This window comes from Phenylobacterium sp. (assembly GCF_041916435.1).
GTDB lineage: Bacteria > Pseudomonadota > Alphaproteobacteria > Caulobacterales > Caulobacteraceae > Phenylobacterium.
In genome coordinates, this window is record NZ_JAYRZM010000006.1 from 38,306 (window position 1) to 57,079 (window position 18,774).

The following is an 18,774-nucleotide window of genomic DNA, read 5'->3' on the forward strand; positions in this document are numbered from 1 at the left end:
AACGCCCCCGCGCCTACGGCCGGGGGCGTTTCTTTGCGCGCCGGCTCTAGAAGAGCCAGCCCATGCCGAGATGCAGGATCGGCAGCCCATATTGCGCGCCGCCGAAGCCGAACGAGGCGTCGGCGATGGTGAGGTGGAACGGATCGGCCGCCTGCGTGCTGTTGCCCGCCGCGTCGGTCGCCACCAGGGTGAAGACGTAGGAGCCGGCCGCCAGATCGCCGCTCGAGATCAGATGGTCGAGGCCGGCCCCCGATCCGGAGACATCGCTCTCGCCGACAAGGACGCCATTGGCGAAGAGCTGCACCTGCACGGCGTCGGCCACGCCCGAGTAGATGTCGTGGCCCGGGCTTTCGCCGGCCGCGGCGCCGCCGCGATGGTCGTCCACCGCGAAATGGAACACCAGCGAGGACTCCGTGGTCAGCGCGCCGTCGGCCAGGGCCTGGGCGCCGTCGGCGCCGGAGGCTGCCGTGAACGAGACGTCGGGGGCGGTGTCGTCCACGCGCACGGGCAGGCTCATGGCCGTCGGCCCGGCGTGGCCCGCCGTATCGACGACCTGGGCCGAGATCAGATGCACGCCTTCGCCGAGTTCGCCGCTGGCCACGTCGACGTAGCCGCGGGCGAGGTCGTCGGCGTTCAGGACGAGGCCGGCGTTCGCATCGCCGTCCACGTTCAGCACGAGATGGTCGCCGGCATGGGCGCCGGTGTCGAACAGGCTCACGCGCACGAGCGGCGTGGTGTCGGCCGTGCCGAACCCTTGGACCAGATGCGGATCGGCCGGATCGGCGTCGTCGACCAGCCCGAGCACGGCGGGCCGGCCGGGACCGACCGCGGGGCGGGTTTCGAAGAAGGCGTCGACCGAGGCGCTGGCGGCGTCCTGGCCGCCGATCACGCCGCTGACCCAGATCTCGTGGGCGCCAGGCTCGACCGCGCCGGCCGACAGATCCAGATAGCCCCGCGCCAGGTCGACCGCGGTGACCAGATGCGCCACGCCGGTCTCCACGCCGTTGACCACGGCGCGCAGCGTGTCGCCGACGCTCAGCACGTCCTCGCCGAACTGCACCCGGACGGTCGGCGACAGGTCGTCGCTCACCGCGCCGTCGGGGATCACGCCCCGGCTGGGACCAACGTCGTCCACGAGCTGGACCGTAAGCCCGTTGATCACATCGATTGCGCCGCTCATGGCCGCAGCTCCGCTCTATGCGCCCGGCGGCCTGTCCCGATTTGGAATGAGGCGGCCGTCTCGGCTTGGGCGGGTGCAGATGCGGCGCCAGTTTCGCGCCTCAGGGGAAGCGCCGCCGACGCTCGGCGGGGTGGACGCGGCCGGCCGGCGTCAGTCCGGACTGGCCGGGCCTCGGTCCGGCTTTTCCGGTCCCTCGGGCTCGAAACGCGGCGGTGCGGGGACGACCTTGGCGCCGGTCTGGACGACGGACCTCTTCCGACGCGTCCAGCGCCCCTTCAGCGGCGACAGGGCCGCGAGCAACGACTTGATCCTACTGTGGCGACCTAGACCCGACTTCCAGGGCACAATCGCTTCCTCAAACGCCGACGCTGAACTCACGCCGCGGCGCCGGAGCGCCGACGGTCTCCAAATGCAAATCTAGACCATGCGTTCCGCGGCCTGAACCCCCGGCGCCGGACTAGGACGCGCGCAGGCGGCCCGTCGCCCGCTCGGTTCCCGCCACGCGCGAGGCCCAGGCGATCGCCGGCCTTTCCAGCACCGCCCATGAGACCGCCGCCAGCGCCAGCGTGATCGCCAGCTCGCCAAGCGGGTCCAGCCAGGGCGGAACCAGCGGGTCGAGGCCGTGGGCGAGCAGCGCGCCGCGCAGGTCGCTCATATGTATGAAGTGATGGAACAGATAGGCGCCGTAGCTGACCCGGCCGACGCGGCGCAGCGGGGCGCTATCGAGGAAGCGCACGAAGCCGGTCTGCGGCCGGTTGTAGACTTGAAAGAGGATCAGCCCGGCGAGCAGGACGGTGATCTTCGCATAGCGCATCCACTGGGTCTCATAGGCGCCGAAGACGACGGCCAGCCCCACGAAGCAGACGCCCGCGGCGACCTGGGCCGGCCCGCTCGACACCCAGGCCGGCGCCTTGCGATCGACATTGAGCCCGACCAGGCCGCCGAAGCCGAGCAGCGCGAAGTTGGTCAGGGAATTGACGTCGGTGGAGGTCGGCGGCGCGCCCAGGAGCTCCATCACGACCTTGGTCAGGACGCCGACGGCGATGAAGGCCAAGCAAAGCGCCTGGGTGCGCGAGCGCGGAAGCCAGAGCACCAGCGGCGCGAACAGCAGGTAGAACTGCTCCTCCACCGCCAGGGTCCAGAGGTGCCCGAAATCCCCGACCCAGGCGTTCCGCAGGCCGATGAACAGGTTGGTCAGGAACAGGAAATAGGACGCCCGGGCGTTGAACCAGAAATTGTCGACGCTCGTGAACCAGGACAGCACGACGAAGAACAGCAGAACGAGATAGTATATTGGGAATATCCTGGCCGTGCGCTTGATGTAGAACTTGCGCAGAGACGCGACGAACGTCGAGCCGCCCGCCTCGATGTCGGCGCGGGCGTTGACGAGGATGCGCGTGATCAGGAATCCGCTCAGGGCGAAGAACATCCACACGCCGATGTCGCCGTAGACGCCGGCATGATCGATCGACAGCTTGTGGCTGGCGAAAACCAGAAGGAAGGCGATGGCGCGCAGGCCGTCGAAACCTGCGATCCTGTCACGCTGCTGGGCCATCGGCGCCTCCAATACCGCCGGCCGCGTCCGCGCGGCGCGCCCTGTGCATGGCGCGCCCGCCTGGCCGGCTTGCCCGCCCGCCATGCCAGATTTGCGCCACACCCATCTTGCCCCATTCGAATTGACCGATACCAAATTGTGGATGGGCGCTCGCCCGCGGCACGGAGATTGCTGCGTATCGTTCTGAACTGTCGCACTGTGATGCGATCGGACACCGCGCCCGCGGCCCGGTCGCATCGGCTCGGGGCGACGGCTTTGGTTTCTCTAGCGGACACGCGCCCCGGCCGGTTCGCAGCAACGATGTGAGGCTCATACGTGCCGATAGTGCGGGTCTTGAAGGCGGCGGCGAGGGTCGCGGGACTGCGGCGTCAGGACGTGGCGGCCGCCCGCATGCGCATCGAGCGCCACGGGCTTGCGACCGTCGGGCGCCGGCGCCGGCGCCCGGGCGGGCGCATCCTCGCCTACCACACCGTCGGCCAGCCGGAATGGGGCGTGAACGACGTCTCGCCGGAGATGTTCCGCCGCCACATCGAACTGGCGACGTCGCTGGGCTACCGCTTCGTCAGCCCGCAGGAACTGGCCCTGACCGGCGGCTCGCCGCAGGACCTGGCCATCACCTTCGACGACGGCATGAAGAGCGTGTTCACGCACGCCGCCCCGATCCTGCGGGAATACGCCCTGCCCTACGCCTTCTTCCCCGTCACCGAATGGACCGACCAGAAAGTCGACTGGATCGCCGACAAGGTGATGACCTGGGACGAGGTCGGCGAGCTCCTGGAAGAGGGCGCCGAGGTGGGCAGCCATTCGGCCACCCATCCCGACTTCGGCAAGATCGGCCGCGCCCAGATGACCGACGAACTGCAGGCCTCCCGGCAGATGATGCAGGCGCGCCTGGGCTTTTCCCCCAAGACCTTCGCCATCCCGCTAGGCCAGTCGATGAACTGGACGCCCGTGGCCGACGCCGAGGCCAGGACCGCTGGCTACGAGGTCGTCTACGCCCAGGCCGAGGAAACCCGGCCGCCCGAAACGATCGCGCGCACCTTCGTCACCCGCTTCGACGAGGACCGCATCTTCAAGGCCCTGCTGAAGGGCAAGTTCGATAGCTGGGAGGAATGGTATTGAGCGCTCCGCTTCCGCGCCGCGTGTCGGTCGTCGTCCCGACCTGCGACCGCCCGGCGATGCTGCGACAGGCCCTGGCGAGCATTCGCGCGCTGGAGGGCCCCGACCTGTCCTTCGAGATCCTCGTCGGCGACAACGGCAAGGCGCCGGAGACCCGCGAGGTGGCCGACGAATTCGGCGCGGTCCACATTCCCGTCGCGCAGAAGGGCGCCAGCGCCGCCCGCAACGCCGGCCTGCGCGCGGCGAACGGCGAGTTCATCGCCTTCCTGGACGACGACGACGTCTGGCTGGCCGACCACATCCGCCCCCATCTGGCGCGCCTCGACGCCGAGCCGGCGCTGGAAGGGCTGATCGGCCAGGTGATCTACACCGACCACCAGCTCGTCCCGACCGGCAATCCCTTTCCCGAGATCGAGCCCGGCGAGGGCGACGAACTCCTGCGGCGCATGCTGAGCGGCTACTTCCCGCAGATCGGCACGCTGGTGGTGCGCCGGGGCGTGCGCGAGTTGGTCGGCGAGTTCGATCTGGTGCTGCTGGGCGGGCAGGACCTGGACTGGATGCTGCGGATCGCCCGCCGGCGGGTGCTGGGCTTCCAGAAGACGGCCTGCATCCTGTTCCGCGGCCGGCCTCCCGGCTCCTACGACGCGCTTCAGCACCGCCGGATCGCCTTCGACCGCAAGGTGTTCCTGCGCCACGCGACGCCGGAATGGCGGATCTGGCCCTCGGCGATCGGCTTCTTCCGCGCCTATTCCGGCACGATGCGCCACTTCTACATCTACTTCTCCGAGGCCGCCGAGGTCCGGGCCAAGCGCGGCCTGCGCCGCGAGGCGTTCAAGGCGATGCGCATCGCCGCCGGGGTCCTGCCGGTGCGCGCGCTCGTCCACGTCTTCACGCCCAGCCCGATGCAGCGGGCGCTCAAGGCCGTGTTCTCCAAGTCCGTTTCGCCGCCGTCGAGGATGCAAGCCGTCCCGCGCGACTCCGAAAGGTCATGACCGTGCTCCATTTCAATCTCGAAGCCGAACAGGGCCGCGCGGCCCAGTCAGACCGGATCGACATCGGCATGGGCTTCGACCGCAACTACGCCGCCCACGCCGGCGTGGTGATCCATTCGGTCGCGCGCTACACCGACGCCTCCAAGCTGCGCTTCGTGCTGGTGCACGACGGCGTGGAGCCGGCCCTGCAGGCGCGCGTGGAGTCCGTCGCGCCCGAGGCCGAATACATCTGGATCCAGATCCGCGACGAGGACGTGCCGGACTACGCCACCCGCGGCCATCTCAACCGCTCGGTGCTGTTCCGCCTGCTGCTCGAGAAGCTGGCCCCGGCCGACAGCCGGCGGATCATCTACATCGACGCCGACGTGATCGTGCTGCGCGACATCGCCGAGCTCTGGCGCAGCGATCTGGCCGGCCAGCCGATCGGCGCGGTGACCGACGCCTATTGCGAGGCCGCCGAGTTCGCCGAGCTGTGGAACCTGCCCGCCGAGGGCGGCTGCTACTTCAACGCCGGCATGCTGGTGATCGACCTGGACCAGGTGCGCGCCGAGCAATCGTTCTCCAAGGCCCTGGCGTTCGTCGTCGAGCACGACAAGAAGCTGCTCCTGGGAGACCAGGACGCCCTGAACGCGGTGTTCTGGCGCCGCTGGACGCACGTGGGCGCCGACTGGAACGTCCAAAGGTTCGTCAAGCCCGGCCAGACCTCGCCGGAAGGCGCGCCGCAGCACCAGATCAGCCCGGCCGGCCCGGCGCTGGTGCATTTCATCACCCAGGACAAGCCCTGGACGCCCAACGCCTGGCACCCCTGGTCCTGGATGTACTGGCGCAACCTGGCGCGCACGCCGTTCTTCAAGGACGTGACCCGCCAGTACAAGGTCACGCTCCTGCACCGCCTGCGCCTGCGCCTGAAATGGATGCGCGACCGCCCGCGTTTCCCGGGCCTCGAGGTCTGAGAGGCGGCGAGCGCCGCCGCTAGCCGAAGCCGCTGCCCAGGCGCCGGTCCTTCAGGATCTGGATCAGCCATTCGGGCAGAAGGTGGCGCGCGGACTCCGAAGCGCTCTTGAACGCCCCCTGCCCGGCCAGGCGCGACCACAGCCGCATGCGCTGGCCGAACGGCAGGATGCGGACGTACTGCTTCACGAACTCGACCGGCTCGTCCTCCAGGCCGAAGACCTCGTAGAGCCGCCGATCCGGCTCGCCGTAGGAGAACACCTCCTCCTCGGCCGAGGCGAGCCAGGCCTCGGTGTCGATGGGCGGCAGGCGCTCGGCCAGTTCATAGGCCTGGGCGACGAAGCGCAGCCAGCCGGGCGGAGTGTGCATGTCGCGCACGGTCGCCTGAGCGGCGGCGCCCAGCGCCTCGCGCCGGGCCGGATCGTCGATCAGCTCGTCCAGGATCTTGACGTACTCGGCCTCGGTGGACGGGTTCTGCACCGTGCCGACCAGACCCGGGTGGTTGATGGCGAAGATCTCCGCCTCCTTGGGCCCGTAGAAGCGCGAGACGAGCGGCGAGCCGAAGCCGGCCGCCTCCATCAGCGAGGTGGAGGACACGAAGGGATAGGAATCCACGTAGATGTCGGCGGCCTCGAAGTAGGGCCGCGTGTTCGGCGACTCCGCCAGGCCGCGCATGCGCCCGCCGACCGCGTCGCACGCCTCGCGCCAGTCGTCGGGCTCGCCGGGGCCCAGCACCCAGAAGACGGCGTTGGGGTGGCGCTTGAGCAGCTCCACGTGCGTGTCGGCGAAGGAGACGCCGTCGACGCTGCGATATTTCATCGGGCGCGCCGCCGAGAAGAGGAACACCCCGTCCGGATCGAGGCCCAGCGCCTGCTTGGCGGCCTGCCGCGTCTGCTTGCGCTCCTGCGGCGCGACGATGGTGGGCACCATGACGTTGCGGCGCGGCTCGACCCCGCGGCGGTTGATGGACAGGGCCTGGGCGGCGTCGCGCAGGTTGATCACCACGTCGCTGACCGACACGCCCAGCCACATCAGGTGGTCGCCGTGGTTGAGCAGCATCACCGGCGGCCGCTTGCGCGGATCGGCGAAGGCCAGGATCGGCGTCACGTCCTGGCTGTAAACGTGCAGCACGACCGCGTCGTAGGATTCGGAGATGCGGCGCAGCTCCTGGGCCCATTCGACGTAGCCGCCGACGACGCGGTTGATCTTGTGCAGGCGCCCGCCGCTGGCGGCCACCGCCGAGGTCAGGGTCTCGACCACCGGGCCGCTGTGGTTGATCAGGGCGATCGAATGCTGGTGGGCGGTGTCCAGGCGGATCCAGTGGCCCAGCATGTTCCGCAGGCCGCCCACCGGCGCCACGGTGGTGCAGACGTGCAGCACCTTGCGGATGGGATGGGCCAGCGGATAGGCGCGGCGGTACGAGGTGTCCGCCGTCGTCGCCAGGCCGATCTTCGCCAGCAGGCGCTCCAGCCGCGTGGCGCGGAAGAAACCGGCGTGGGGCCGCACCGCCGACTGGGCGGCGATCGCGGCGTAGACCGCGGCCGAGCGGAGGTCGCCCGCGGCCGCCAGGCGCTCGGCCTCGTCGCAATAGGACTGGTAGGTCCTGAACGCCCCGCGGGCGCGCGCCTCGGTCTCGGAGACGCCGGCGTCGGCGGGCTGAAGCGCGGCCGCTTCGTCTCGGCTCAAGGTCTCACTCATGGGGCTCCCCAAGACGGTAGGCGACGACGGCCGACCTTGCCCAAGGCGGATGAAGACTCGGTTGCGCGGACGCGCCCGCCCGGCGCGATCCGCGGGCCGGGGTCAGCCGGCCGCGCGGATCTTGGCGACGTTGTCCCCGACGATCCAGTCGGCGGCCTCGTGGTAGACGCCGAAGGCGTTGGAGGCGAAGACCGGATGGCGCAGGTGGAAGTGTCCGCCGATCTGGGCGCAGACGACCCGGCCGTAGCCCTTCTCCCGCACCGAGACGTTGGCCGTGTAGAGCTCCGAGACCAGGGTCATCGGCGGCGTGCGCAGCTCGACGACGCCCTCCCCGTCGATCATCGGGATGTTCACGTTGTCGGAGAAGGAGCTGTAGGTCGAGCAGTGCACCTCGTCCGAGCGGTTGATGCCGACGCGGAAGTCGGGCCGCTCGATCGGCCGGAAGGTCTTGTAGTGGATGCGCACCGTCAGCGACTTGCCGTAGTCGATGACGTTCGCCTCCGCGCCCGTCTCGTCCATCAGCTCCACGTCGGTGATCCGCATGGCCGGCTGGGTGGAGTCGTCATCGAACCAGGCGGCGGTGGAGAGCCGGCTGTCGGCCTCGTAGAGCTTGAGCCCCTCGTCGGTCGGCCCGTCGTAGACGATCTGGCCACGGCGCAGGTAGATCACCCGCTCGCACATCGACTTGATGCTGAACATGTTGTGCGAGACGAACAGGATGGTGGAGCCCTTCTGTTCCAGGCTCGCGGCGAAATCCATGCACTTGCGCTGGAAGGTGAAGTCGCCGACCGCGAGCACCTCGTCCAGGAGCAGGATGTCCGGGTCCAGGTGAGCGGCCACGGCGAACGCCAGGCGCACGTACATGCCGCTGGAGTAGCGCTTGACCGGCATGTCGATGAACTCGCCGATCTCGGCGAACTCGACGATCGCGTCGAACTTGCGGGCCACCTCGGCGCGGGACATCCCCAGGATCGAGCCGTAGAGGAAGGTGTTCTCCCGCCCGGTCAGCTCGCCGTGGAAGCCGGTGCCGACCTCGAGCAGCGCGCCCATCCGGCCGGTGATGCGCGCCGAGCCCGTGGTCGGGGTGGTGATGCGCGACAGCAGCTTCAGGAGCGTGCTCTTGCCGGCGCCGTTCAGCCCGATGATCCCCACGTTCTCGCCGCGGGCGATCTCGAAGGAGGCGTCGCGCAAGGCCCAGAAGGTCTCGTGCGTGCGCGCCGCGCCGCCGCTCATGATGGTCTTGGCGCCGTTGCGGATGGCGTCACGCAGCGAGTCCGAGCGCGAACCGGCGATCTGGCGCTTGTAGCGCTTGCCCAGGCCCTGGGCGCTGATGGCGATTTCGTTGCTCATATCATGTCCGCGAAGGAGCGCTCCATGCGCTTGAAGAACACCAGGCCGCCGAACAGCAGCAGGGCGATGGCGACGGCGCTGACAGCCGTGACGCTGAAGTCGGGCGCGCCGCGATTGAACACGGCCCAGCGGAACCCTTCGATCACGCCGACCATCGGGTTCAGGCTGTAGAGCAGCTTCCACTGATCGGGCACCATGCTGATCGAATAGACGATCGGCGAGCCGTACATCCAGATCTGCAGGATGAAGGGCAGCGTGTGCTTGATGTCGCGGAACCGCACGTTGATCGGGCCGAGCCACAGGCTGACCGCCAGCGCCAGCATCATCGCCACCATCATCAGCGGCGGGATCACCAGCAGCCGCCAGGTGATCGGCATGTGGAACCACAGCATCATGCAGATCAGGATGACGAACGCGATGGCGAAGTCGACCAGCGGCGTGATGACGTTGGACAGCGGCACCAGAAGGCGCGGGAAGTAGACCTTGCGCACCAGCTCGCTGTCGTTGACCAGGCCGGTGGCGGCGCGGCGGACGGCCTCTGAGAAGTAGGTCCAGGGCAGCACGCCGGCGAAGGCGAACACCGGATACGGGATGCCGTCGGTCGGCATCTTGGCGAAGTGGCCGAAGATGATGGTGAAGACGGCCACCGCGAACAGCGGCTGGACGACGGCCCAGGCCGCGCCGAGAGCGGCCTGCTTGTAGAGCACCTGGATGTCCCGGGTGATCAGCACCACGAGCAGTTCGCGGTAGCGCCACACCGAGCCCAGGTCGAGGTCCAGCAGCCCCTTGTTGGGGGTGATGTCCACCACCGGCGGATTGATCAGCGGCGCGAGTTCCGCGCCGTGGTCTTCGCTAGCCGTCGTCACGCTCATGGCCTGGTCGCCTCGATCAAGGCGGAGACGACCTGGACCTGATCATCGTCGGTCATCTGCGGATAGAGCGGCAGGACGATCGCGTGGTCCTGGGCCGCCTCGGAGTGCGGCAGGGGCATGCGCAGCGGCGCCGAGGCGTAGAAGTCCTCGCGGTGGGCGCACATGATCCCGCGCCGGGTGGCGATCGCCTTGTCCAGCATGGCCTGCATCACCGTGCGCTGGTCGGCCTCGTCGGGCAGGCGCACGCAGAAGCTCTGCCAGTTGGTGCGGGCGTAGGCCGGCTCGCGCGGCGCGCCCAGCCACTGGGCCTCGCCGAGAAGTTCGACGTAGCGGGCGGCGATCTCGCGGCGGCGGGCGACGATGCCCGGCAGGCGCTTGAGCTGCTCGCGGCCGACGGCGGCCTGGATGTCGGTCATACGGTAGTTGTAGCCGAGCACCGGGTGGGTCTCGAAAATCACCTGAGGCGAGCCGTGGCGCACGGTGTCGGGCACGCTCATGCCGTGCTGGCGCAGCAGCTTGAACTTGGCGTTCCAGTCGGCGTGCTTGGTGGTCAGCATGCCGCCGTCGCCCGTGCTCATGATCTTGCGCGGGTGGAACGAGAAGCAGGCGACGTCGCCGTGGACCTTGCCCACCTTCTCCCACTGGCCGTCCCACAGGATCTCGCTGCCGCTGGCGCAGGCCGCGTCCTCGATCACCGGCAGGCCCTTGGCCTTGGCGATGGCGACGACGGAGGCCATGTCGCAGGGCATGCCGAGCTGGTGCACCACCAGGATCGCCGAGGTCTTCGGCGACAGGGCCTTTTCGATCAGGCTCGGGTCGATGTTGTAGGTGTCCGGATCGATGTCGACGAACACCGGCGTCGCGCCGCAGTAGACCACCGAATTGGCCGTGGCGATGTAGGAGTGGCTGACCGTCACCACTTCGTCGCCGGGCTTCACGCCGGCGGCCAGGAGGGCCAGGTGCAGGGCCGTCGTGCAGTTGGAGACCGCCGCGGCGTGGGGCGCGCCCACGTAGTCGGCGAACTCCTGCTCGAAGGCGGCCACTTCCGGCCCCTGCGTGACCCAGCCGCTCAGGATGACCCGGCGCGCGGCGTCAGCCTCGCGCTCGTCCATGGTCGGCTTGATGATCGGGATCATTGGATGTGCTCGCGGTTCTCACGCCACCAGGCCACGAGACGGTTCAGGCCCTCGTCGAGGTCGACGCTGGCCTTGAAGCCCAGCATCTCCTCGGCCTTGGAGGTGTCGGCGAGACGCCGGGACACCGGGTTGACCTTGCGCTCGGGGCCGTACTCGGGCTGCAGGTTGGAGCCCATCACGCGCAGCAGGGCGGCGGCCAGGTCGTTCAGGCTGGTCTCGACGCCGCTGGCGACGTTGAACACGTCGTCCTCGACGTCCGACAGGAGCGACAGGATGTTCGCCCGGGCGATGTCCTCGATGTAGACGAAGTCCATCGTCGTGGTGCCGTCGCCCAGGATCAGCGGCGGCTCGCCGGCGGCGATGCGGTCCATCCAGCGGATCAGAACCTCGGTGTACTTGCCGTGCAGATCCATGCGCGGCCCGTAGACGTTGAAGTAGCGCAGGGCCACGTACGGCAGGCCGTACATGTCGTTGAACGAGCGCAGCAGGCCCTCCAGCATCACCTTGCTGGCGCCGTACCAGGTGCGGTTGTTGTAGGGGTGATGGTCTTCCTTGGTCGGGAAGATGTCGGCCAGGCCGTAGACCGAGGCGGACGACGCCGTGCAGACCTTCTTGACGCCCTTGGCCTGGGCGGCCTCGAGCACGTTGAAGCTGCCGTCGCACATCACGCCCAGGGCCTCGCGAGGCTCGGCCGCGCAGGCGGTGATGCGCAGGGTGGCCATGTGGATCACCGCGTCCATGCCGTCGGTGACCTTGTGCACCGCCTCGACGTCGCGGATGTCGCCCTCGACCAGCTCCACGCGCGGGTCCTTGAGGGCCTCGGTCACGTTGTGCAGGGTGCCGCGCACCAGGTTGTCGAAGATAACGATCTTCTCCGGCGCGTGGTCTTTCAGCAGCAGGTCGATGGTGGTCGAACCCACCAGACCGCAACCGCCCGTCACCAGGATTCTCGAGCCCTCAAGTTTCATCGCCTTGTCACCGTCCAAGATGTGTAATCGGGCCCAGGCCGCGGGCCTCGTGCCAATGTGGAGCGAGCCTGCCTAGGCTGAGACCAGGGCCTGCAAGTCTTTGACCGCAGCGACCACTTCCTGCTGCTGTTCGGCCGTCAGTTCGGCGAACATCGGCAGGGACAGCGTCTCGGCCGCGGCCTTCTCGGCGTGGGGGAAGTCGCCCTCCCGGTAGCCCAGGTCGGCGTAGGCCGGCTGCATGTGCACCGGGATCGGATAGTGGATGCCGGTCTGCACGCCGCGGGCGTTCAGCGCCGTCTGCCAGGCCGCCCGGTCGGGCGTGCGGATGGCGTAGATGTGGTAGACGTGGCGCACGTCGCGGCGCACGACGGGCGTGGCCACGCCGCTGCCGGCGAACATCTCGTCGTAGCGGGCCGCCGCGGCGCGGCGCGCCTCGGTCCAGGCTTCCAGGTGGCGCAGCTTCACCCGCAGGATTGCGCCCTGCATGCCTTCCAGGCGGTAGTTATAGCCCTTCAGGACGTGGTGGTACTTCTTCTCGGCGCCCCAGTCGCGCAGCATGCGCGTGGTGCGGGCGTACTCGTCGTTGCTGGTGACGAGCATGCCGCCTTCGCCGTAGGCGCCCAGATTCTTGCCCGGATAGAAGCTGTAGGCGGCCATGTCGCCGATCGAGCCGACGCGGCGGCCCTTGTATTCGGCGCCGTGCGCCTGGCAGGCGTCTTCCAGCACGACCAGGCCGTGCTTCCTGGCGATCTCAATGATCGGATCCATGTCGGCCGGCTGGCCGTACAGGTGGACCGGCAGGATCGCCTTGGTGCGCGGGGTGATCGCCGCCTCGATGGCGGCCGGATCGATCGTGTAGGTCGCCGGGTCGATGTCGACGAACACCGTCTTGGCGCCGGTGTAGTAGATCGCCGCCACGCTGGCGACGAAGGTGAAGGGCGTGGTGATCACCTCGTCGCCCGGGCCCACGCCCGCGGCGAGCAGGCCCAGGTGAAGCGCGCTGGTGCCGGTGTTGACGCCAATGCCTTGCCCGGCCTGGCAGTAGGCGGCGAATTCCTTCTCGAATTCGGCCACCTCGGCGCCGAGGGTGAACTGGCAGGTCTCCAGCACGTGCTGGATGGCCGCGTCCACCTCGGACTTGATCGAGGCGTACTGGGCTTTCAGGTCGACGAACGGGATCATTAGGCGGCGCCCTTGCGATGCAGGTGAACGGTTTCGCCGCGGCCACGCATGGAGCTGGTCGCAGCCTCGATGATTTCGACCACCCGCAGGCCCAGTCGGCCGTCAGCGATCGGCGTCTTCTTATTCAGGATGCAGTCAACGAACTCTTGTCCCTCGACGCGAAGGGCTTCGGAGGAGTCCAGTTTCGGCGCCCACATGTCGCCGGTGCGGTAGCCGACGCGCATCTCGTGGATCTTCGCCGGGTCGTCGGTGAAGCTGACGCCCTTGTCGTAGATCTTCACCTTCTCGCTCGGCTCCAGGTCGTCGTAGGTGATCATCTTGTTGGAGCCGCCGATCAGGATCTGCCGCACCTTCACCGGCGCGAGCCAGCTGACGTTGACGTGGGCGATCATGCCGGAGTCGTAAAACAGGGTGATGTACGCCAGGTTTTCAGGCGTGCCGGGGAAGTGGTTGATGCCCCCCGCCGAGACGGCCACCGGATGCTCGCCGAACAGGAAGTCCAGGATCGAGAAATCGTGGACCGCCAGGTCGGAGATCACGTTCACGTCGCGCTGGAACAGCCCCAGGTTCACCCGGGTGGAGTCGTAGTAGTAGGTCTCGCCCAGCTCGCCGGCGGCGATGACCTCGGCCATCTTGCGGACCGCGCCGGTGTAGATGAACGTGTGGTCCACCAGGAGCACCAGGCCGCGCTTCTGGGCTTCGTCGACCAGCATGCGCGCCTGCAGCGAGGTCTCGGCCATCGGCTTTTCGAGCCACAGGTGCTTGCCGGCCTTCAGGGCGGCCATGCCGAGCTCGAAGTGGGTGTTCACCGGCGTGGCCACGGCGATCGCGTCGATCTCCGGATCGCGCAGCAGGGCCTGGAAGTCGGTGGTGGTGATCACGCCGGGGAAGCGGCGCTCGACCAGCTCGAGCTTCTTGGGATCAAGGTCCGCGACGGCCCGCACACGGGCGTCGGGAAGCTCCGCGAAATTGCGGACCAGGTTCGGCCCCCAATAGCCGTAACCGATGACGCCGATATTGATCATGCTCGCACTATCCTCATTCGCCGCTTCGAGCGCGTTGTGCGCCTTGCGTGGTGTCTTGGCCTTGACCATGCAAATCTCGTGAAAGCTTGGTTGTCCCGATACGGGCTGTCAGACGGGTTGCTTCTGGCGCACGTCGCCGACGACGCGGGCCGGAACGCCGGCCACGATCGCGTAGTCCGGCACGTCCCTGGTCACCACCGCGCCGGCGCCGACGAGGGCGCCCTCGCCGATGGTGACGCCCGAGACGATCGTGGCGTTGGAGCCGATGGAGGCGCGCCGCTTCACCAGGGTCAGCTCGAGGGTCCAGTCGGCTTCGGACTGGGCGCTGCCGTCCTCGTTGGTCGCGCGGGGCTTGCGGTCGTTGGTGAACATCACGCCGTGGCCGACGAACACCTCGTCCTCGATCGTCACGCCCTCGCAGACGAAGGTGTGCGAGGAGATCTTGCAGCGCGCGCCCACGCTCGCGTTCTTCTGGATCTCGACGAAGGCGCCGATGCGCGAGCCGTCGCCCACCTTGCAGCCATAGAGGTTGACGAGGTTCGGGTGATGGATGGTCACCTCGCCGTCCAGCACCACACTGTCCGAAATTGGCATCGATATCCCCAGCTAGAAACTCGACCGGACGGTCTGCAAGCGAGGCGCCAGCCCTTGCGCCTTGATCTGGAAGACAAAGCAGCCCTCGACACCGCCGCCGCGGCTGCGCGGCAAGCGCCATGAGAGGCGCATCGACGGGAAGGCTCGCCCTCCCGCCGCCCCCGATCGCCGCGCAGGGTCGATAAGCAGGTACTGGGCCCTTGAAGACCCACATGCGGTCCCGATGCAAGCGGCCATCGCACGCTCGCCCGAGCAATTTCATACAGCTTTCATGCAGCGCGGCCCGCCCCGTCCCGCCGAGCGGCGGCGCGGGGCCGCCCAGGCCTTCAGGTCCGGCCGCCGGCGAACGTCACGACCAACCAGGGATAGTAATGCGGCGCCGGCCGTCCGGCGCGCGAGCGATGCGGTGATTTGCGCACTTGCGCGGCGCGGCGCCGACTTCGCGGGCGCCGCGCCGGACGCCCCGCGGAGTGATTCGGCTGTGCCAGAGCGAGACGCCTCCCAAATGGCGAATTCGCCATAGAAGCGTCATCGCTCCGCAAAATTGAGGCATGCGTAAGCGCCTTGAAACAGTGGGTTTTCCCCCGATGGTTGAAATCAGTGGTTAACTCGGGCTGCTCGCTTGACTGTGCGCCATAAAACAATCCAAGGGCTTAGATGGTTAAGGCGATCAGCCGGGGCGAGGGCGCTCAGCCGCCGCGGGCGCGACCGATGATCGGGCGCCATGATGCGGCCTGAAGTTTGCTTCCCGCCCCCAACAACAATGGCGTGGGCTGTTACGCGCCGGCAACAGTTTGGGTGTGGGCTATGAGAATTCGTCTTCTCGTTTCGCTGTGCGCGATATCCACCGCGGCCCTCGCGGCCTCGGCGCACGCGCAGGATCTGAGCTACACGCCGACCGACCCGACGTTCGGGGGCAACCCGTTCAACTCGTCGCACCTCCTGGGTGTGGCGGCCGCGCAGAACAAATACAAGGCGCCGACGACCACGACCTCCCAGGCCGAGCTGTTCTCCAAGCAGCTTCAATCGCGCCTGCTGTCGGCCCTCGCCTCGCAGGTGACGGACGCGATCTTCGGGGACAACCCGCAGGACAGCGGCACGATCACCTTCGGCGACCAGACCATCACGTTCAACCGCACTCTGGACTCGGTGCAGCTCTCCATCACCGACAACCAGAGCGGCACCGTGACCGACATCTCGATCCCGACCTTCGTCAATGTGACGGGGGGCTGAGGACCAGGTCATGCGTAGTTTGTTTGTCATTCCGGCGATCTGCGTCGCGCTCGCGGGTTGCGCCTCGACGGCGGCCACGGGGCTCAACCCCGCCCCCGCCACGCTCGAGGCGACCACCGCCACGCAGCGGGACCTCGAGGACCTGCCGGCGCCGGCGCGCAAGGTCGTGGTCGCCGTCTACGGCTTCAACGACCTGACCGGCCAGTTCAAGCCGACCGACACCGGCCAGACGCTGTCGCGCGCGGTCAGCCAGGGCGGCGGCTCCATCCTGGTCAAGGCGCTGCAGGACGCCGGCGAGCGCTCCTGGTTCACGGTGGTCGAACGCGAGCACCTGGATAACCTGCTCAAGGAACGCCAGATCATCAACGAGATGCGGGCGCGCTACCTGGGCGAACGCTCAGCGAGCTCCGACGCCCTGCCGGCCATGCTGTTCGCCGGGGTGATCCTGGAAGGCGGCATCGTCGGCTTCGATTCCAACACCATGACCGGCGGCGCCGGCGCGGCCTTCCTCGGCGTGGGCGGCGACGTGAAGTACCGCCAGGACACGGTGACCGTGAACCTGCGCGCCGTGTCGGTGCGCAGCGGCGAGGTCCTGGCCTCGGTGACGACGTCGAAGACGATCGCCTCCTACGCCCTGCAGGGCTCGGCGTTCCGCTATGTCGCCTATCAGGAGCTGCTCCAGGCTGAATCGGGCATCACCTACAACGAGCCCGACCAGATCGCCCTGCAGCAGGCGATCGAGAAGGCCGTGTACGCCCTCGTCATGGAGGGCGTGGAATTGAAGCTGTGGGACTTCGCCGATCCGATCGGCGGCCTCATCCAGCTCGACCGCTATCGCAAGGAACGCGCAGGCGTCCTGACCGCCGAACAGGTGGAGAAGCTCAACAAGAAGGATCGCCGCGAGCGTCCTCAGGGCCAACCCCAGTCGTCGCGATCGGCCTCCAAGAGCCTTGCGAGCACACGCTCCGGAGCGCCGCAGGGGGCGGCCGCCTATGGAGCTGAACAGGCCCGCGACACGACGTTGCGAGGTCAACCTGCCAACTCGGCAACGCCGAACGCGCAATCTGGGAGAACACGGGGATGAAGCGCAGCATCCTGGCGGGGGCTTCGGCCCTTGCATTGCTGAGCGCCGCTAGCGGCGCGTGGGCCGGCAACACGTCGACCATCACGCAGAACAGCGCCGACTCGTCGGCGGTGGTGATGCAGGCCGCCGGCGTCAACGAGACGTCCGACATCACGCAGGACGGTCACACCAACTCCGCGGACGTCACCCAATCTGGAAACGGCAACAAGGCGAACGTTTACCAGAAGGGCGACAACGTTCCGGCCTCGAACAACCTGGTCTCCAGCCAGGCGGGCGTGGACGGCGTGCTCAACGTCGACCAGCGCGGCGACAATGACGCCGACCTGACGCAAACGGGCGCGGCCGACCAGGAAACGGTCAACCTCACCCAAAAGGGCAAGAACAGCGCCACGACGCTGCAGTCCGGCCTGCTCGACATCGCCAACATCGACCAACACGGCGACGGCAACGACGCCTCGGCGACCCAGTCCGGCTCGGCCAACCTGGCGAACATCGACCAGACCGGCGAGAACAACAGCGCCACCACCAGCCAGGCGGCGAACAACGGCCGGATCGACATCCAGCAGGGCCCGTCGCTGTTCACGTCGGAAGGCAACACCGCCAGCGCCACGCAGACGGCTACCGCCGACAACGCCAAGTCGCGCATCCGCCAGTTCGGCGACAACAACGACGCCACGACCAAGCAGTCGGGGGCGAATGCGATTTCCGACATCCTGCAGATCGGTGACGACAACAGCGCCGATGTGAAGCAGGCGGCGGCCGCCACGTCCGACATCACCCAGACCGGCGCGCACAACATCGCCACGGTCAACCAGAAGGCGGGCGCGGACGGGGCCAAGTCGCTGATCATCCAGACCGGCGACGCCAACGACGCGGCCGTGGTCCAGAAGGGCACGGGCGACGATTCCAAGATCTTCCAGACCGGGGCGAACAACTCCGGCGACGTGAAGCAGGACGGCTCGAACAGCTCGCTGCTGACCCAGCTCGGCGACCATAACAGCGCCAAGGTCCGCCAGACCGGCGACGGCAACTCGTCCGACATCACCCAAGGCGGCGCGCCGCCCCTCTGGGATCCGGGCGATTCCTACAACACCGCCAACGTCAAGCAGAACGGGACCGACAACGTCTCGACGATCAAGCAGGTCGCCGACAACGGCAAGGCCAAGGTCGACCAGGACGGCACGTCCAACAGCTCGACGATCAACCAGGGCTGGGCCAAGACGCCGTCGATCCCGGTCATCGGCGACGAATGGGCCGACTACGCCACGGCGTCGGTCACCCAGAAGGGCCTGCAGAACACCTCGCAGGTGGACCAGCACGCCGACTACGGCAAGGCCAAGGTCTATCAGGACGGCGAACTGAACGACTCCACCATCCTGCAGAACCCGCAGGCCTCGAGCCCGGGCGCGCCCGGCGCGGTGGCGGACGTCTCGCAGGTCGGCGGCAGCAACCTGTCGACGGTGACCCAGTCGTCGGCGTCGCGCGCCTACGTCGACCAGATCGGCGACGACAACAACTCCGACGTCGTGCAGCTCGCCTTCGCCGGAGACTCGGTCGCCAACGTCCTGCAGCAGGGCAACACCAACCTGTCCACCGTCTCGCAAGGCGGCTCTGGCGGCCACAAGGCCGACATCAACCAGACGAGCGACGACAACATCTCCCACCTGATCCAGACCGGCTCGGACAACACGGCCATCCTGAACCAGGTCTCGGGGAACAACCTGTCCAACATCAATCAGAGCGGCGCGGGCAACGTCGCCAACATCACCCAGTAGGCCTCGAAGGCTTCATCGCTTGATGGTGGCGGAGCCAATCCAGTTCAAGAAGGGAAAGTC

16 protein-coding genes are annotated in these 18,774 nt (G+C 68.0%); 6 read left to right on the plus strand and 10 right to left on the minus strand.

The features are described 5' to 3' along the window. Nucleotides 1–46: 46 nt before the first annotated feature. Together ACE3TA_RS17065 and ACE3TA_RS17070 are read right to left on the minus strand one after the other, a co-directional pair. The gene (locus ACE3TA_RS17065; protein WP_374575510.1) at nucleotides 47–1,180 is read right to left on the minus strand and encodes a hypothetical protein; all 1,134 of its coding nucleotides are present in this window, start codon (nucleotides 1,178–1,180) and stop codon (nucleotides 47–49) included. 457 nt (nucleotides 1,181–1,637) lie between these two features. Next, nucleotides 1,638–2,735, minus strand: a complete 1,098-nt coding sequence (locus ACE3TA_RS17070; RefSeq protein ID WP_374575511.1) for an acyltransferase family protein — start codon at nucleotides 2,733–2,735, stop codon at nucleotides 1,638–1,640. 315 nt (nucleotides 2,736–3,050) lie between these two features. Here ACE3TA_RS17070 and ACE3TA_RS17075 point away from each other — a divergent pair, with 315 nt between their 5' ends. From ACE3TA_RS17075 to ACE3TA_RS17085, 3 genes are read left to right on the plus strand one after another with little or no spacing between them, the layout of a single operon-like run. Further along, a complete protein-coding gene (locus tag ACE3TA_RS17075; protein WP_374575512.1) occupies nucleotides 3,051–3,857 on the plus strand; it encodes a polysaccharide deacetylase family protein in 807 nt (268 codons plus the stop codon). Beyond that, the gene (locus ACE3TA_RS17080) at nucleotides 3,854–4,846 is read left to right on the plus strand and encodes a glycosyltransferase family 2 protein (RefSeq protein ID WP_374575513.1); all 993 of its coding nucleotides are present in this window, start codon (nucleotides 3,854–3,856) and stop codon (nucleotides 4,844–4,846) included. Before ACE3TA_RS17075 ends, ACE3TA_RS17080 begins: the two co-directional genes overlap by 4 nt. Beyond that, nucleotides 4,843–5,799 (plus strand): glycosyltransferase family 8 protein, encoded by a 957-nt coding sequence (locus ACE3TA_RS17085; RefSeq protein ID WP_374575514.1) that lies wholly within the window; start codon nucleotides 4,843–4,845, stop codon nucleotides 5,797–5,799. Before ACE3TA_RS17080 ends, ACE3TA_RS17085 begins: the two co-directional genes overlap by 4 nt. A 19-nt stretch (nucleotides 5,800–5,818) precedes the next feature. Here the strand turns inward: ACE3TA_RS17085 and ACE3TA_RS17090 are convergent, their stop codons facing one another. From ACE3TA_RS17090 to ACE3TA_RS17125, 8 genes are all read right to left on the minus strand, one after another. Next, on the minus strand, nucleotides 5,819–7,495 hold the full coding sequence (locus ACE3TA_RS17090; protein ID WP_374575515.1) for a hypothetical protein: 1,677 nt from the start codon (nucleotides 7,493–7,495) through the stop codon (nucleotides 5,819–5,821). 102 nt (nucleotides 7,496–7,597) lie between these two features. Further along, nucleotides 7,598–8,845: an ABC transporter ATP-binding protein gene (locus ACE3TA_RS17095; RefSeq protein WP_374575516.1), complete on the minus strand. Its 1,248-nt coding sequence runs from the start codon at nucleotides 8,843–8,845 to the stop codon at nucleotides 7,598–7,600. Then, entirely contained in the window at nucleotides 8,842–9,717 is an 876-nt protein-coding gene (locus ACE3TA_RS17100; RefSeq protein WP_374575517.1) for an ABC transporter permease, read from the minus strand. Before ACE3TA_RS17100 ends, ACE3TA_RS17095 begins: the two co-directional genes overlap by 4 nt. Then, on the minus strand, nucleotides 9,714–10,853 hold the full coding sequence (locus tag ACE3TA_RS17105; protein ID WP_374575518.1) for a DegT/DnrJ/EryC1/StrS family aminotransferase: 1,140 nt from the start codon (nucleotides 10,851–10,853) through the stop codon (nucleotides 9,714–9,716). Before ACE3TA_RS17105 ends, ACE3TA_RS17100 begins: the two co-directional genes overlap by 4 nt. Continuing rightward, nucleotides 10,850–11,821, minus strand: coding sequence for an NAD-dependent epimerase/dehydratase family protein (locus ACE3TA_RS17110; RefSeq protein ID WP_374575519.1), 972 nt, complete (start codon nucleotides 11,819–11,821; stop codon nucleotides 10,850–10,852). The genes ACE3TA_RS17105 and ACE3TA_RS17110 overlap by 4 nt, the downstream gene beginning before the upstream one ends. A gap of 72 nt (nucleotides 11,822–11,893) precedes the next feature. Beyond that, on the minus strand, nucleotides 11,894–13,003 hold the full coding sequence (locus tag ACE3TA_RS17115; RefSeq protein WP_374575520.1) for a DegT/DnrJ/EryC1/StrS family aminotransferase: 1,110 nt from the start codon (nucleotides 13,001–13,003) through the stop codon (nucleotides 11,894–11,896). Beyond that, nucleotides 13,003–14,028 carry a Gfo/Idh/MocA family protein gene (locus ACE3TA_RS17120; RefSeq protein WP_374575521.1) on the minus strand — a complete coding sequence of 342 codons (1,026 nt, stop codon included), beginning with the start codon at nucleotides 14,026–14,028 and terminating at the stop codon, nucleotides 13,003–13,005. The genes ACE3TA_RS17115 and ACE3TA_RS17120 overlap by 1 nt, the downstream gene beginning before the upstream one ends. Nucleotides 14,029–14,136: 108 nt before the next feature. After that, nucleotides 14,137–14,622: an acyltransferase gene (locus ACE3TA_RS17125; RefSeq protein WP_374575522.1), complete on the minus strand. Its 486-nt coding sequence runs from the start codon at nucleotides 14,620–14,622 to the stop codon at nucleotides 14,137–14,139. An 807-nt stretch (nucleotides 14,623–15,429) separates the two neighbouring features. Here ACE3TA_RS17125 and ACE3TA_RS17130 point away from each other — a divergent pair. Genes ACE3TA_RS17130 through ACE3TA_RS17140 form a run of 3 tightly spaced genes read left to right on the plus strand, consistent with a single transcriptional unit; the run spans nucleotide 15,430 to nucleotide 18,714 of the window. Beyond that, a complete protein-coding gene (locus ACE3TA_RS17130; protein WP_374575523.1) occupies nucleotides 15,430–15,855 on the plus strand; it encodes a curli assembly protein CsgF in 426 nt (141 codons plus the stop codon). A 10-nt stretch (nucleotides 15,856–15,865) separates the two neighbouring features. Beyond that, on the plus strand, nucleotides 15,866–16,939 hold the full coding sequence (locus tag ACE3TA_RS17135) for a CsgG/HfaB family protein (RefSeq protein WP_374575524.1): 1,074 nt from the start codon (nucleotides 15,866–15,868) through the stop codon (nucleotides 16,937–16,939). Then, a complete protein-coding gene (locus ACE3TA_RS17140) occupies nucleotides 16,936–18,714 on the plus strand; it encodes a hypothetical protein (RefSeq protein WP_374575525.1) in 1,779 nt (592 codons plus the stop codon). The genes ACE3TA_RS17135 and ACE3TA_RS17140 overlap by 4 nt, the downstream gene beginning before the upstream one ends. Nucleotides 18,715–18,774 lie beyond the last annotated feature (60 nt).